A 14,703-nucleotide genomic window follows, 5' to 3' on the forward strand; every position below is an offset into this window, starting at 1 on the left:
AGCGAATCCCGAAGAACCGGGAGATCAGTGCCTCAGGATTGATTCCAGAGTCAACACGTCGCGCTGCGTTGGCTTCACGCGGCGAGCCGTCTGTTTGCTGGCGCACTGCGTTGTCTGTGATTGCGCGGTGCGCTGTCTTAATGCGTCAATTGTTGCGCGTCGCGTCGCGACTCACTTCACACGGGCGGGTCGCCCCCCGTCGCCGGAGCGGTCAACGGGGGGCGCGGCGCGGCCTTACGGCTCCACGGGCGTCTGCTGGATGCGCCAGATTTCTTCCGCGTACTGCTTGATGGTGCGGTCCGAGGAGAAGATGCCGGCGCGCGCCACGTTGATGATGCACTTGCGCGTCCAGCCCTCGGCGTCCTGGTAGGCGCGGACGACTTCATCCTGCTTCGCCGCGTAGGCCGCGAAGTCCGCCAGCACCAGGTAGCGGTCCTCTTCCAGCAGGCTGTCCACCAGCGGCTTGTAGAGGGCGCGGTCCTCCGGGGAGAAGAAGCCGGTGGAGATGAGGTCCAACGCCTCGCGCAGCTCCAGGTTCTTCTCGTACTCGTCGCGCGGCCGGTAGCCGGCGCGCTTGCGGGCAATCACTTCATCGGCGGTGAGGCCGAAGAGGAAGAAGTTCTCGTCGCCCACCGCCTCGCGAATCTCCACGTTGGCGCCGTCCAGCGTGCCCAGCGTCAAGGCGCCGTTGAGCATCAGCTTCATGTTGCCCGTGCCGGAGGCCTCCATGCCCGCCGTCGAAATCTGCTCGGACACGTCCGCCGCGGGGATGATGCGCTCGGCCAGGCTCACCCGGTAGTTGGGGGCGAAGACCACTTGCAGCCCCGTCGTGCCCGCGTCGCTGTTGACCACCTCGGCGATGCCGTTGATGAGCCGGATGGTCAGCTTCGCCAGGTGGTAGCCCGGCGCCGCCTTGGCGCCGAAGAGGAACGCGCGCGGGTGGATGATGGTGCTCGGGTCTCTGCGCGCCCGCATCCACAGCGCGACGATGTGCACCGCGTCCAGGAGCTGCCGCTTGTACTCGTGCAGGCGCTTTATCTGCACGTCGAAGATGGCGTCGGGGTTGAGCCGCACCGAGCGGAGGTCCCGGATGTGCTGGGACAGGTCTTCCTTGTTGGCGCGCTTCACCTCGCGGAACGCCTTGCGGAAGGCCGGGTCCTCCGCGTGCGGCTCCAATTCGCGCAGCTTGTCCAGGTTCGTCGCCCAGCCCTCGCCGATGCGGGAGGTAATCAGCTTGGACAGGCGCGGGTTGCACCACGCCAGCCACCGGCGCGGCGTCACGCCGTTCGTCTTGTTGTTGAAGCGCTCCGGGTACATGGCCGCGAAGTCCGGCAGCACGTCCCGGCGCAGCAGGTCCGTGTGCAGCGCGGCCACGCCGTTGATGCTGTGGCTGCCCACCACCGCGAGGTGGGCCATGCGAATCTTCTTCTCCGGGCCCTCCTCCACCAGGCTCATCCGCCGCTGCTTCTCCTGGTCATAGGGGTAGCGAATCTGCACCTGGCGCAGGAAGCGCTGGTTGATTTCGTAGATGAGCTCCAGGTGACGGGGCAAGAGCCGCTCGAACAGCGTCGCCGGCCACTTCTCCATCGCCTCCGCCAGGAGCGTGTGGTTCGTGTAGCCGAACACCGCCTGCGTAATCGACCAGGCCTCGTCCCAGGGCAGCCGCTTCTCGTCCACCAGCACGCGCATCAGCTCCGCCACGCCGATGGCCGGGTGCGTGTCGTTGAGCTGGATGGCCGCCTTCTTGGGGAAGTCCCTGAAGTCCGTGTGGTTCTTCAGGAAGCGCCGGACGATGTCGGCGATGGAGCACGCGACGAAGAAGTACTGCTGCTTGAGGCGCAGCTCCTTGCCCGCCTGGAACGCGTCGTTCGGATAGAGGACCTTGGAGATGACCTCCGAGTCGTTCTTCTCGACGACGGAGCGCTCGTAGTCGCCCGCGTTGAAGAGCAGCAGGTCGAACTCCTCGGACGCGCGCGCCTGCCACAGCCGCAGGGTGTTGACGGTGTCGTTGTGGTAGCCGGCGATGGGCGTGTCGTAGGGGACGCCCACCACCGTCTTGCCGCCCACCCAGCGCGCCACGGGCCTGCCGTCCGGACCCTGGTGGTGCTCCACCCGCCCGAAGAAGCGCACCGGCACGGCCTTCTCCGGCCGGACGATTTCCCACGGGTTGCCGAACTTGAGCCACTCGTCGGCGCGCTCCACCTGGTAGCCGTCGACGATGTCCTGCGTGAAGATGCCGAACTCGTAGCGGATGCCGTACCCCATGCCGGGGTAGCCGAGCGTCGCCAGCGAGTCCAGGAAGCACGCCGCCAGGCGCCCCAGGCCGCCGTTGCCCAGGCCCGCGTCCGGCTCCATCTCCAGGAGGTTGGTGAGGTCCACCCCCACCTCGCGCATGGCCTCGGACGCGGCGTCGTGCATGCCCAGGCTCAACAGGTTGTTTCCCAGCGCCCGACCCAGCAGGTACTCCGCGGACAGGTAGTAGGCGCGTTTGACGTCCTTCTCGTAGTAGGTGCGCGCGGTGCGGACCCAGCGGTCCGCCAGCCTGTCTCGCACCGCGAGGGACAGCGCCATGAAGCGGTCGTGCGCGGTGGACGTCTCGTAGTTCTTCCCACGCGAGTAGCGCACGTGGTCCAGGAACGAGCGGCGCATGGACGTCGCGTCGCTCCCGGTGCGGCCGCTGTCGTCATTCGAGTTCGACGCCGCGGGACGGGACTGCGGGGAAGCGGAGGCGGGAGAGGCCATGTCGCGAGAGGTCTCCATCCGGGTGTGACTTCGGGTGGGAAGGCTGATGCGGGGTGTCAGGGTAGCGCAGCCCTGGCGGAGGTCGCATGGGAAAGCGCGGAGCCAGGAAGGGGAGGGATGCTCCCTGGGAAGGACCTGGGACGTCCAGGAGCGAAGCGCGATGCGCGCCCATCCGCCTGCTTTCCCACAGCGCTTACGTGGAACGGGCGCCCCTGGCAGGCCGGTTTGATGTAGAAATCAACGGTCATGGCCTTCCCGAAGAATGACTTGGACCAGCGGCTCGCGCTGGTGCGGCCCGAAGACACGGTCCGCGGCCTCATCTTCAACGCGGTGCTGACGCTCGCGGAGAAGCAGCTGGGGCCGGACACGGCCGCCCGGCTGCGCGAGCCGCTCTTCAAGCGCTCACCGGTGGACTTCTTCTCCTACTCCGCGGTGGACGCCATCCGGTTGCTGTACGCCACGTCGGACGCGCTCGCGAAGGCGGGGCGCTTCACCTCCCAGGAGGACGCGGTGCGCGCGTGTGGCGCGGCCGCCGTGACGGGCTTCTTCTCCTCCACGGTGGGCCAGACGCTGACGCGGCTGATTGGCAAGGGCGACCCCAAGCGCCTCCTGTCCAACGCTCCCACCGCCTACTCCACGCTGGTGAGCTACGGGCGCCGGGAGTACTCCGTGCTGAGCGAGCGCCACGTGCGCCTGTCCTTCCACGGCGACATGCAGCCGGTGCAGTTCCACGAAGGGGTGCTCCAGGAGGCCCTGAAGGCCATCCAGTGCAAGGGCACCGTCGTGGGCACGCCGCACGGCTACTTCGCGGCGGACTACGACATCGTCTGGGAGTAGTCCGCTGACGGCCCCGGTGCCGCCTCAGGGCGCCACGGGGGCCTGTCCGGCGACGGCGGCCACGGAGACGGCCTCCATCTGTCCCGCGAGCTCCTGCGCCTTGGCGAGGAAGTCCGGCAGGAGCGTCTTGGGCAGCGGGTCCGCGCGGGGGAACTGCTGGTTGAGCGGGTTGGTGTAGCCGCCGCCGCGCTTCATGCCGAAGTGCAGGTGCGGTCCGGTGGAGCGGCCGGTGTTGCCCGAATAGGCGATGACCTGCTTCTGGCTGACGCGCGCGCCCACGCGCACGCCCTCACCCACCTTCGACAGGTGCATGTACTGCGTCTCGAAGCCGTTGGCGTGGCGCAGGACGACCATGTTGCCGGCCGCGCCGGCCCAGCCCGCCTGAGTCACCGTGCCGTCCGCCACGGCCCACACGGGCGTGCCGATGGGCGTGCCGTAGTCCACGCCGTTGTGGTTCTTCAGGTACTGGAGCACCGGGTGGAAGCGCGAGCCGAACTTGCTGGTGACGTGCGCGTACTTCAGCGGGCTCTTGAGGAAGGTCTTCTTCGCGCTGGCGCCGTCCTCCTGGAAGTAGTTGGGCTGCCCGTCCGGCAGGACGTAGCGGTAGACCTTCTTGGGGCCGACGAGGCCGCCGACGTACTGGGCGGCGAGCACCTCGCCGTAGCGCAGCACGCGGCCCTTGGAGACGAACTTCTCCACCAGCGCCCGCGCGGTGTCGCCCTTGCGCACGTCCCGGTAGAAGTCGATGTCCCAGGCGAACACGTCCGCCAGCACCATGCCGATGGCCGGGTCCTCGCCCGCGTCCACCGCCGCCTCGTAGAGCGACGTCTGGATTTCGAGCGAGACGACGGACACCTGCTTCTCGACTTCGATGGAGCGCTTGCTGCCCACGTACTTCTCGCCGTCGCGGCGCACCTGCCACTCGTCGACGAGGCTCTGGCGGTAGTCGAAGAAGTCCAGCTCGCCATCGCGCAGGACGATGCGGAACTGGTCTCCCACGCGGGACTTGCGGAAGTCGAACACGCCTTCCAGCGCGGAGATGACCGCGGTCACCTGGGCGTCGGGTAACTGGGCCTCATGCAGCGCGCCCGCCAACGTCTGGCGCGGTTCAATCCGGCGATTCTTGATGTCGTACCGGACGGCGGCCTCGGAAGCGGAGGACACGGTCAGCAGGGCGGCCAGGGCGAAGAGGGGGGCAAGTCGCATGGGGCGGGGAGCGAGTGTAGTGGACACTCGCGCCCCTGCCCAACTGGCGGCTCGGGTTTTTCCCGAGCCTGCCTGCCTGGCTGCTTCGCCGAGTCAGCTCCGGCGCCGGCGCCGGGCCATGAGCAGCAGCACGCCGAGCATTCCGAGAGGCCCCGCGAGCCCCGCGCCGCCCCCGAAGCTGGTGCAGCCCGTGTGTTCACCGGGGCGCTTGGGAGGCTCGGGCACGGGGCCGGCGTCGGTCCCCGCGTCGGAGCCGGCGTCAGTCCCCGCGTCGGAGCCGGCGTCGGTCCCCGCGTCGGAGCCCGCATCAGCGCCGGCGTCCGGTTCAGGGTCGGGGCCGGCGTCCTGGCCCGCGTCCACGACGACGGGGCGTGGCCGGACGGTGACTTTCACCGGGGCGGAGGCGGAGAGCTCCGCGTCACTCACGGTCAGCTCGAACGTCAGGTCCGTGTCCACCTGGACGGTGGGCGCGGTGAAGCCCGGCCGCTCCGGGTCACTCACATCCAGCGTCACGGTGGGGCCCGTGAGCTGCTTCCAGGTGAATGCCAGCGTGTCTCCATTCGGGTCGGTGCTCCCCTCGCCATCGAGCGTCACCGGGTCGCCACTGAAGACGGTCTGGTCCACTCCGACGACGACGCGGGGATGGCAGGTGCCGACGTCCGCGGCGAGCTTCAGGAAGGGCGGCGCGGTGGCGCCCTGGACGGTGATGTTGTCGATTTCCCAGCCGTGGGCCTCGAGCGCCAGGGCCGAGCCCAGGCGGAAGCGCAGCTTCACCGTGCTGCCCTGGAGCCGGGTCCCGAAGTCCAGGGTGACGGTGTTGGTGTTGGGCCAGGCCGCGTTCTCCTTCACGTAGGCGAGTCTGCCCCCCAGGTTGTTGCCGGTCTCCGTGTCGAGGGGGCCGCCATAGTCCAGGCCCGCGGTGACGAGGGTGCTGACGTCCTGCCAGGTCTGACCATTGTTCCGGGTGAACTCGATGACGCCCCCGTTCCAGTAGTCCGTCACGCCGGTGTGCTCGCTGGTGAAGTAGGCGAAGGAGTGGCGATGCTCGAACGACAGGCTGAACCGCCTGCCAGCGGGGATGACCATCTCCGGGGTCTGCAGCGCCGTGTCCGCGAAGTCGAAGGCATCCTGCGCGAACCAGATGCGGTCCCCCGGAGCGCGCGGCGACTCCTGGATGCGCCAGGTCTGGCTTGCTTCACCTTCGAGCACGTCGGGCACCCAGGTGCTCCGGTGGCCCTCGACCCTGTCCGTCACGGACGGGACCAGGTCATAGTCGAGCTGCGCGGTGTGCTGCTGGGTGGAGGACGTCTGGCAGGAGGTGGCGCTGTCGAGGGTGACGTCGTAGCGCGCGATGCTCGCCGAACCCACCGAGAGGGCCAGCTCGACTGGAATCGAAACCGTCCGGGCCGAGAACGGCGCCACGACGTCCACGGTGACGAAGTTCCCCTGGGGGAACAGCAGGGTCGTCGGGCCGTTGGAGACCGTCACTCTCGCGGAGGAGGCGTCGGCGGGGCCGTGGTTCCTGACGGTGACTTCGATTCTGCCCGTCTCCGCGCCATCCAGCACCCCGTCGTGGTTGTCACAGGAGCGCGCGCCTTCTTTCAGCGTGACGCCCTCCAGCCTCAGGTCGGATTGAAGGTGCTGGGCCTCGACGAGCCCGCTGAAGCCCACGGAGTCGCGTGGCGGCGACACCGCGCAGGAGCCGGCGCCGCGGTCCGCGAAGGCCTGGGCCAGCAGCTCCATGTCCTGGAGGTCTTTCGCCGCGGCGGCCATGAGCAGCGCGTCCCGCTGCTCCGTGAAGGTGGCGTCCACCGGCGCCAGCATCATCCCGGTGACCACATAGTCGGCCATGCGTCGCCTGGCCTCGGCGAAGGAGGGGATGCGCGGCGAGTTCCCCCGGCTCTGCGCGACCAGGGCCAGGTAGCCATCGAAGAGCATGCTGGCCCAGACCTCGCCGGCGTTGTGCATCTGGGCGTTCCCAAACGCGTTGGCGCGCACCGGGTGGGTCGCGGGCAGGGCGGTGCCCTGGGTGACGTGCCGGAACCTGAGCGCGTTCTTCGTCGCCAGCCGCGAGTAGGGAATCCGACGGACACCGAAGTAGGAACTCTCCCCCCGGAGCTGGGCCGCGAAGCCGCCCACCGCGAACGTCCCATCCAGGTTGTCATTCTCGCGCAGCATCAGGTGGAGGGCCGTGAAGTCACTCCAGCCTTCACTCATGGCGTCGCACTGCGGCGTCGAGCATTCGGCCAGGCGATGGAAGAGCACGTGCCCCCACTCGTGGGCCACGATGGTGTTGTCCAGGGTGCCATCCCTGTCGGCGCTGGCCGCGCGCCTCATGGTCCCCTGCGAGGGGCCCTGCGCGAGCAGCGCCTTGAGCGCCTGTCCATCCTCGTAGGAGAGGGACAGCACCGGAAGTGAGGGATTGGGCGCCGGGTCTCCCTCGAACAGGGTGGGCGCCGGGGCACCGGGGACGTGATTGATGACGATGAGGCCCGCCGCCAGGGCGGCCTCCGCGTGGATGGCCTTGCGCTCGTCCGTGCAGCCACCCCGGTTGACCACGATGATGGCGTCCTCCGCGTTGGCATTCACCAGCGGCTGGCACCCGTCTTCTCCAGGCGCCTGCCCGTCATCCGCGAGGACCAGGGGCTTCTGCAGGTTGAAGTCCCGGGCGCCAAACGCGGCCTTGCCGGTGGTGTATGAGAAACCCGTGCCGGAGAACTCGCGGACCTCCGGTGTCTCCCAGAGGTAGAACTCCAGCCGGGGAGACACCCCGTCCGAGGGGACGAAGGCGAAGGCATTGTTGCGCGCCCGCGCATCCGGCCCCTGGTTCTGGGCCTCGGCCAGCAACCTGTCGTTGGCCTCTCCGCCTCGATTCAGGTTGTCGGTCTGAGCGTTGCCCGCCTGTTCATCGAAGCCAGAGAGGTAGAAATAGTCGTGCAACCAGTTGGTGGTGTAGAACAACTGGACCACCGACGAGGATGTCTGTGTTTGAGAGGCCAGGGGGGCGGCGCTGGTGTCGTATTCATGCGGGAAGTCTCGCGTGCCTGGCGTGACGAACGCTTGCGTGTCCTTCCCGGCGGGACCCTCGGAGAAGCCGTCCGGGCTGTAGTGGTCGGCGTAGGCCCACACGTTATTGCCAGCGGTCCGGGTCGCCCCGGCGGGCAGCCACGGGTCCACCTGGAGCGTGCCGGGGTGGACCAATCCCTCCGCGGACACCTGTATCGGCTGGGTGAATCCCGGCTCCCGTCCGTCGGGTTCGCCTTTCGGGTGAGGGGTGTAGTCGTCCTGGGGGCTGTCCAGCGGGACGCCATTCGCATCCGCCCAGACGCGGTACGTGAACGCGTCCGCCATGACGCGGTCGCGGCGATGGAGCACGCGCCCATCCTCCACGTGGAGCAGGTAGCCATGTCCTCGCGGGTGTTCATCCCCCGCGCGCTCGGCGAGGAGCTCCACCGAGTAGGCTGGGAGCAGCTGACCCCTCACGGGGACGTACACCTGCCTGACCCGGGCCGGAGTCACCAGGGAGACACCGGAGCGCTTGTCCACGCTGTCGGGCACGAAGTCGAAGAAAGAGCCCCCCGCCTGGGCGTGACGCACCTCGTGGACTTCACCCGCCAGGGATTGGCCATACATGTCCCCGAGCGCGCTCAGCACCGCCTCGCCAGGGGACTGGCGGGGACTGGCGGTCGTCAGGGGGGAGCCGGCGAGCTGCTGGGCGCGCTCCACCCCACGACTCAGGTGGCCCGTGAGGCCCACGAGCGCCAGGTCCCGGGTCAGGAGCACCTTCAACTCATTGCGCACCACCTCCAGGCCCGCGACGCGCTGCCTGAAGAAGACGATGATTCCGCCCCGGCCAATGTCATGCACGCGATGGACATACGCCGCGCGCAGGTCGGCCGGGGACAATCCATACAGCGGCGCCTGCTGCTCCAGATAGGCACGCGCGGCCGCCTCGGGGGTGTCATGGCTGGGATTCGGGCGCGACGTGGCGCGCTCGGCCCACACCAGGGTCGGAGTGTTCCGGTCCACGTCGCGAGAGACGACCGCGACGGAGGGGAGCGCCGCGGCGCTCCCGACCTGTCTGCTCGGGTCGGGAGCGCTTCCCGTGGGGAGTTCCACCGCACACCCTGTGCCTATCGCCAGGGCCCACACCACGGTGGGAACACTGCTCACAAGACTCTTGGCCACTTGACCCCCCACGGATTCACTGCCTTCCCTTGACGGGAGCGCCGGCCCTTACTGGCAGATGGTAGTATCCCGCAGCCGGCTGATATGGCCAACAGCATTGCCTATCAGTGAGCGTGCGTAGATTCCTCCCACCCAACTGCCGTTCGCGAAGCTGAAATGGGCATTGGGTGCAAGGACTGTGCCGTAGAAGCCATAGTCAAAGGCGGTGATGGCGGTTGCTTCGGGGAAGTTGAAGAGGACGCCGTGCTCGTCAATGCCACCCGTGAAGACGTGTCCGAAGTTGGCGAAGCGCGCCGTGATTCCGCGGACGTTGATGACAGCCAGGGAGTTGGCGGGGGCTTCGAGGGAGAGCAGCGTGGCGTTGGTGAACACGCTGGCCTCCACGTTGAAGACATTCACCTCGGGGTTGACACCGCGCAGCAGGACGCCCCCCCAGCTCTCGATGATGACGGTGCCCGCGGAAGGCAGGTTGGACAGGCGGGTGGAGAGCGCGCGCAGCGCGGTGAAGCGCGCGGCGAAGTCGATGGGATTGCCTCGCGCCGCGGTGCCGCGGTTCACCACGACCGAGCCCTGGGGAAGGAGCTGTCCGCCATATCTGGCATTGCCCCAGACCGTGCCGTTGTTGAGGATGAGATTGCCACCCGCGACCAGGACGTTGGTGGTCTCCGTCGCGGGGAGCTTCCAGCCGACCTGGAAGTCCTTGAGGGAGATGTTGCCGCCGGCGGCCACCTGTCCTCCGACGTCGATGCCCTCGCGATAGTCCTCCTGGACGAAGAGGTTGTAGTCCCCCAGGTGGACATCGAGACACTGGCGGGTGCTGCCCTCGCTGACCTTCACGGTGATGCTGGTGTGGAGGCCCCCATTCCGGATGACGATGGTGGCGAGCCCCACGCCTTGAGACGTCACGGTTCCACCCAGGGTCACCGTGGCGACGTCCGCGTTGGACGCGGAGTACACCGTGCCCAGCGCGGGCGAGGAGATGTCGCGCTTCACGCCGTCGTCATAGTGGCCCACCACGACCAGGTGCCGTGTCGAGCCCACGCCGCGAAGCGTGGAGTCGCCGTTGATGACGGAGATGGACGTCAGCCTCGCCGTGGTGGTCACGGGAAGCACGAGCGGAGGGGACTCCGCGGAGGTGCCGGTCGCATCGAAGCCATAGGCGGTGAGCGTCACCGTGCCAATGGCATCCCTCGGAATCCGGAGCTGGGTCGTGAAGGGCGCGGTCTTCATGAACGCCCCGTGGCCCACGCCTCCGACGAGCGCGCTCACGGGTAGGAAGCCTCCGGTGCCTTGCAGGCTCACCGTTATCAGGCTCCCCGGCGTCACAGGCGTGCCCGCGGCCGGCGAGACGATTTGCATGGCGCCCGCCAGCAAGGGGAGCGGCTCTGGGGGTGGGGGGCTGTCCTCGAGGGGCGCCAGGGTGGGCGGGCAGCTGTTCTCCCGGGTCAGGAGTCCTGGAGCGGGCATGGACGTGGCGAACAAGGGGCCCTTGACGGGGCTGTTGAGCAGCTCGACGATCCGGTTGTCCTGGGCGTCGTTGCTCATGACCTGGAAGTGTTCGGAGTCGTTGTCGCCGCTGACGACCGGGAAGGTGGTCAATGGGGTGCTGGTGCTGTTGTTGGCGAGCCCTCCCCGCTGGTCTGCCTCGGCGAGGAAGAGGTCGTACGGGTCGTCGCAGAAGATGCGGCTCTTGTTGCCTGTGACGGTGTCCAGTTTGGTCAGGATGAGCCTGTCCTTCACAGAGGACTCGGCGCCCTTGGTGTAGGGGTGTCTGTTCTGCATGTTGATGTACAGCGTCCGGGTGGAGGGAAGCAGCATCTCGAAGGCGGTACCGTGCTCAATGGTGTTTCCTCCGGTGCCGACCAGCACATGCGATGGGACCGGGGTGGTCTGGATGCTGTTGATGGTCGGGCTCTGCGTCACGAGGTCATCAATGGCGCCTCCCTCGGCCCCGTCGATTTTGACGCCGAAGTTGCGCAACATGTTCCTGACGGCGGTCATCTCCGATGCGTTCAAGGACGTTCGCATCCTCACGACCTCGTCCGCGATGCGCGTGCCCAGGTGGGGGGTGTTCACGGTGATGAGCCGGTTGAAGTAGCCTTTTCCGAGGTTCGAGTCGTCGTGGTAGTCGGTCCGGTCGACGAACTTGCGGGCCATCAATCCGCCCATGCCATGGCCGATGACGTCGACCTGGGTGACGGCGACATTGTCATGGCGGTGCTCGGTCAAGGCTTCGTCCACGGCCTTCGAGACGACGTCGACGTTCTGCGGAGACTCGATGCCCGCCGAATTGTAGAGCGCGTAGTCCGCACAGGTGACGTCGAACAGGGGGTTGCCGGAGATGCGGGCGCTGCCCGTCCAGAACAGGCAGCTGGACCAGATGTCGTGAACGACCACCAGGGGGGGGCGGATGATGTTGAGCGGGAGCGTCTCCGTGACAGCGGTCCCTCCCGTCGGGGTGAAGGCCGCGGAGAGTGTCGTGGTCCGCTTGTTGACCCCGGCGGAGGTGCCGTTGTTGAAGTCCTCGGGGCTCGTATACAGCGCCAGCGCGTAGAAGCCCGTGCTGAGCTGCACGGCGGGGACCGACACCGTGTTGCTCACGGTGGAACTCCCAATGGCGCTCAAGACGCCGTTCGGGTTCCCGGTGGCGGCGGGCACGGAGAACACCATGTTTCCAGCGCCGCTGACCTTGGCGCGCACGACGAGCTTGGTTTCGCCATCGGCGACCACCGCGCGAATGGAGGCGCCGTTCTCCTCGTTCGCGAGCGCCTCCAGGTCTTGCGACACCGTGCGCGAGCTCCTGTCGATGAGCTCGGGGTTCGGGTCGACCACCTGGAAGGTCCCGAAGGTGATGTTGTCCAGGACCACCGCCGAGTCCAGGATGCCGTCCCCGAGGTCCTGGATGGAGAACTCGAGGGTGACGGGCCCACCGCCCCTGATGGGAATGTTGATGATTTTGTAGTTGGTGATGCCCATGTCCGGGAACGTGGGGATGGTGGACGGGTAGGTGATGGGGAAGTAGTCGATGCCATCCGGGTCGTCGGCGAGCAGGTCGAACCCGGAGCCTCCGGCGCGCGTGGCGGAGGCATCGAAGAATTCGGCGCTGTTCACCGACGTCTGCTCGATGATGCGCGTGTTCGTGGCATCGGTCACCCGGACCGTGAACACGTCATTGAATTCGCTGCCGACGTAGTCGGGCGACTCGGCGCTCAGGAAGCGATAGTCGAAAGACATGCGGGAAATTCCCGCGCGCACGTTGAAGGTGAGCCGCAGCGTCACCGCGTCCCCCTCGATTCCCGTGGGCGTGAAGTCCGTGCCGGGCTCGGTGGCGCGCGTCGCATGCTGGTTGATGGTGCCGGTGCTCAGGACGGCCAGGGTGTTTCCCATGCGGGGCTTGATGACCCCGAAGGTGGGCAGCACGAGCGCCGAGTCATCCGCGGGCGCCGTGAGCGTGGCGGTGGTCCCCGCGGGAGCGTCCATGGCCGCGGCGAGCGCCGCGGCCGTGGCGTTCAGGGTGCTGGAGGTTGCTGGCGCTGGCGCCATGAACTGGCCCGCGAGGCGCAGACGCTCCGTCCTGGCCTCGGCGCGCAGCCTGGAGGCTCGTGGCTGTTCCGGCTCGGGCGGAGGGAGACTGGCGTCACCACACGCCGCGGCGAGCGCTACGACAAACGGGAGCAGGAGAACGGTGCGCGTCTGCATCAGGTTCACTCCGTGGTGTTGAGCTGGTGTGGCACGTGGGATGCGGGCTTCGGTGGGCGATAACGGGCACGGCCACCCAGCGGTTTCCCACTGGGTGGCCGGGTCTTCCGAGCAGGGGCCTGACTCAGGCCGCGAGCCAGGCGCGCTCTACTTGCGCTTGGCGGACATCACGTAGTCGCGGTGCCACTTCTTGGGCAGGTGGGCGAGCACATTGCCGTCCTTGCTCGTCATCGCGATGGACTCGTACTTCTGCTGAATCTGGCCGTCACCCACCACGAAGCCGTTGGCGTAGACGACGGTCTGGTCCGCGGCGAGCGCCAGCTTCTCCGCATCCGAGCCCACCTTGACGTTGTAGACCTTGCCGGCGTACGGCTCGCGGCTGACGTCGACGAGCTTGCTGGGGCCCGTCTTGGTCATGACCACGTCGCCCTTCTTCAGGGAGCGGGCCTGGACCATGCCGCGCGCCATGACCTGGATGGGGTGCATCTCCGTCATCAGCAGGGAGCGGCCGGACTCGCTGCGGATGCGCACCATGGGCACGGTCTCCACGCCGATGGCCGTGTCCATGACGGTGAGCGCGGGCTGGTGCGGGTTGAGCACCCGGTCACCGGCCTTCACCGACTCGATGGGCGCGACCTTGCCCGCGGCCAGCTCGATTTCAGTCCCCGCCGCCAGGCAGCTGTTGGTGATGGTGAGCTTCTTGAAGGAGTAGCTCGGCCGGTCCACCAGGTCGTCGTTGCTCAGGGTGATGGAGGACTGGTAGGGCGTGGAGACGGTGCCGGAGACGAGCACGAGCGGCAGCGTGATTTGCGCCGTCAGCTTCACCGAGTCCTGCACCTGGCGGCAGCCGTCGTCGAAGAACGCGGCGTTGGCCTCCGTCATGTCCCAGTAGAGCGTCTTCTTGTCCGAGCTCAGCGTCACGCGGTTCCAGAACTGCGCCATCTTGGCCTGCAGGGTGTTGGTGTCCGTGACATCGCAGCCGCCGCCCACGTTGGTGAGGATGAGCTTGATGTGACCGGAGTCGGGACGCGCCACGTTGTTGTTCAGGTCGACGCGGTACTGATTGATGACCGCCTCGTTGAACGTGTGCGCGCTGCGGATGGAGACGTTGCCCTTGAACGGCAGCTTGACGGACTGGGGATTGCCCGTCAGGTCGTAGTCGCAGTCCTGGGTCCAGGTGCGGTTGAGGCACACGGAGATGAGGTTGTCGTTGAACTTGATGTCCAGCGGCGCCTCGATGATCGGCGGGAGGTTCAGCCGCGGCTGCTGGGTGGTGGTGGTCGCGACGTCGGAGCCGACCTCCTTGAAGACGTACGAGTCCGTGAAGCCCTCCACGGTGTCCTCGGCCTTGTAGGACGCAATCCGGTAGCGCGTGAGCCGGGTCAGGGCCAGGTTGCCCTTGGCGTTGACCGTCACGTTCGTTCCGAGGTCGTACTGCTCACCCCAGATGAGCTCGCCCAGCGGGTACCCCGTGGTGTCGGTATAGGTCGTGTCCGTATAGGTGTAGAAGGAGCCGCCCGGGAACGAGGACGTGGACGTGCCCGTGCCATCGTTGAGGACGTCGGTGTCCTCACCCGTGCTCGCGGCGGCGATGACGTGCTGCTCCTGCCGCGCGGCGGAGTTCTCCGCGAGGTCCTTGCTCACGGGCAGCAGGCCCGGCTTGTAGCCCAGGGCCACGTGCTCGCGGTGCCGCGTCTCCATCGCCTCGAACAGGTAGGGAGAGTTCTCCGGCGTCTTGCCGGCGATCTTGAGCCGCGCGAGCGCGAAGCGGTACTGCGCCGGGTCCGCCAGGTTCAGGCGGATGCGGACGTCGGGCTTGGCGATGCCGTGCAGGTAGCTCTGGTCTGCCTGGTACGTGGCCCACTCGGCCTTGGTCAGCCGCGAGGCATCTCCCACTCCTTGCCTGGTGCGGCCGAAGTTCGCCACCTGTTCATCCCGGGGCGCCGACGTGCAGCCCGACAGCAACGCCAGTCCCGTGGTGCAACCCATCACCAGAAAACGACGCATTCCCATCATAGTGCCTCCTCCGCT

At 67.6% G+C, this 14,703-nt stretch carries 7 protein-coding genes; 2 read left to right on the forward strand and 5 right to left on the reverse strand.

Going from position 1 to position 14,703, the window contains the following annotated elements; genetic code table 11:
* Window positions 1-234 precede the first annotated feature (234 nt).
* Window positions 235-2,649 carry a glycogen/starch/alpha-glucan phosphorylase gene (locus tag HUA74_RS00385; RefSeq protein ID WP_246137431.1) on the reverse strand — a complete coding sequence of 805 codons (2,415 nt, stop codon included), beginning with the start codon at window positions 2,647-2,649 and terminating at the stop codon, window positions 235-237.
* Here HUA74_RS00385 and HUA74_RS46330 point away from each other — a divergent pair.
* Window positions 2,648-2,770: a hypothetical protein gene (locus HUA74_RS46330; RefSeq protein WP_256433081.1), complete on the forward strand. Its 123-nt coding sequence runs from the start codon at window positions 2,648-2,650 to the stop codon at window positions 2,768-2,770. The genes HUA74_RS00385 and HUA74_RS46330 overlap by 2 nt on opposite strands.
* A 218-nt stretch (window positions 2,771-2,988) precedes the next feature.
* Complete coding sequence (locus HUA74_RS00390) at window positions 2,989-3,579, forward strand: DUF2378 family protein (protein ID WP_174452983.1); 591 nt, start codon at window positions 2,989-2,991, stop codon at window positions 3,577-3,579.
* A gap of 24 nt (window positions 3,580-3,603) precedes the next feature.
* Here the strand turns inward: HUA74_RS00390 and HUA74_RS00395 are convergent, their stop codons facing one another.
* From HUA74_RS00395 to HUA74_RS00410, 4 genes are all read right to left on the reverse strand, one after another.
* The gene (locus HUA74_RS00395; protein ID WP_174452984.1) at window positions 3,604-4,785 is read right to left on the reverse strand and encodes a M23 family metallopeptidase; all 1,182 of its coding nucleotides are present in this window, start codon (window positions 4,783-4,785) and stop codon (window positions 3,604-3,606) included.
* Window positions 4,786-4,878: 93 nt separating this feature from the next.
* Window positions 4,879-8,973 carry a M36 family metallopeptidase gene (locus HUA74_RS00400; RefSeq protein WP_174452985.1) on the reverse strand — a complete coding sequence of 1,365 codons (4,095 nt, stop codon included), beginning with the start codon at window positions 8,971-8,973 and terminating at the stop codon, window positions 4,879-4,881.
* A 48-nt stretch (window positions 8,974-9,021) separates the two neighbouring features.
* Complete coding sequence (locus HUA74_RS00405; RefSeq protein WP_174452986.1) at window positions 9,022-12,672, reverse strand: choice-of-anchor A family protein; 3,651 nt, start codon at window positions 12,670-12,672, stop codon at window positions 9,022-9,024.
* A 147-nt stretch (window positions 12,673-12,819) separates the two neighbouring features.
* Window positions 12,820-14,679, reverse strand: coding sequence for a Hint domain-containing protein (locus tag HUA74_RS00410; RefSeq protein ID WP_254624856.1), 1,860 nt, complete (start codon window positions 14,677-14,679; stop codon window positions 12,820-12,822).
* Between the last annotated feature and the right edge of the window lie 24 nt (window positions 14,680-14,703).

This window comes from Myxococcus sp. CA051A, from assembly GCF_013336705.1.
Lineage (GTDB): Bacteria > Myxococcota > Myxococcia > Myxococcales > Myxococcaceae > Myxococcus > Myxococcus llanfairpwllgwyngyllgogerychwyrndrobwllllantysiliogogogochensis.

Bases quoted from the DNA above. Each gene is read 5' to 3' on its own strand.
- HUA74_RS46330 (WP_256433081.1), top strand. From the start codon at position 2,648: ATGGACGTCGCGTCGCTCCCGGTGCGGCCGCTGTCGTCATTCGAGTTC.
- HUA74_RS00385 (WP_246137431.1), bottom strand. From the start codon at position 2,649: ATGCGCCGCTCGTTCCTGGACCACGTGCGCTACTCGCGTGGGAAGAAC.
- HUA74_RS00390 (WP_174452983.1), top strand. From the start codon at position 2,989: ATGGCCTTCCCGAAGAATGACTTGGACCAGCGGCTCGCGCTGGTGCGG.
- HUA74_RS00395 (WP_174452984.1), bottom strand. From the start codon at position 4,785: ATGCGACTTGCCCCCCTCTTCGCCCTGGCCGCCCTGCTGACCGTGTCC.
- HUA74_RS00405 (WP_174452986.1), bottom strand. From the start codon at position 12,672: ATGCAGACGCGCACCGTTCTCCTGCTCCCGTTTGTCGTAGCGCTCGCC.
- HUA74_RS00410 (WP_254624856.1), bottom strand. From the start codon at position 14,679: ATGCGTCGTTTTCTGGTGATGGGTTGCACCACGGGACTGGCGTTGCTG.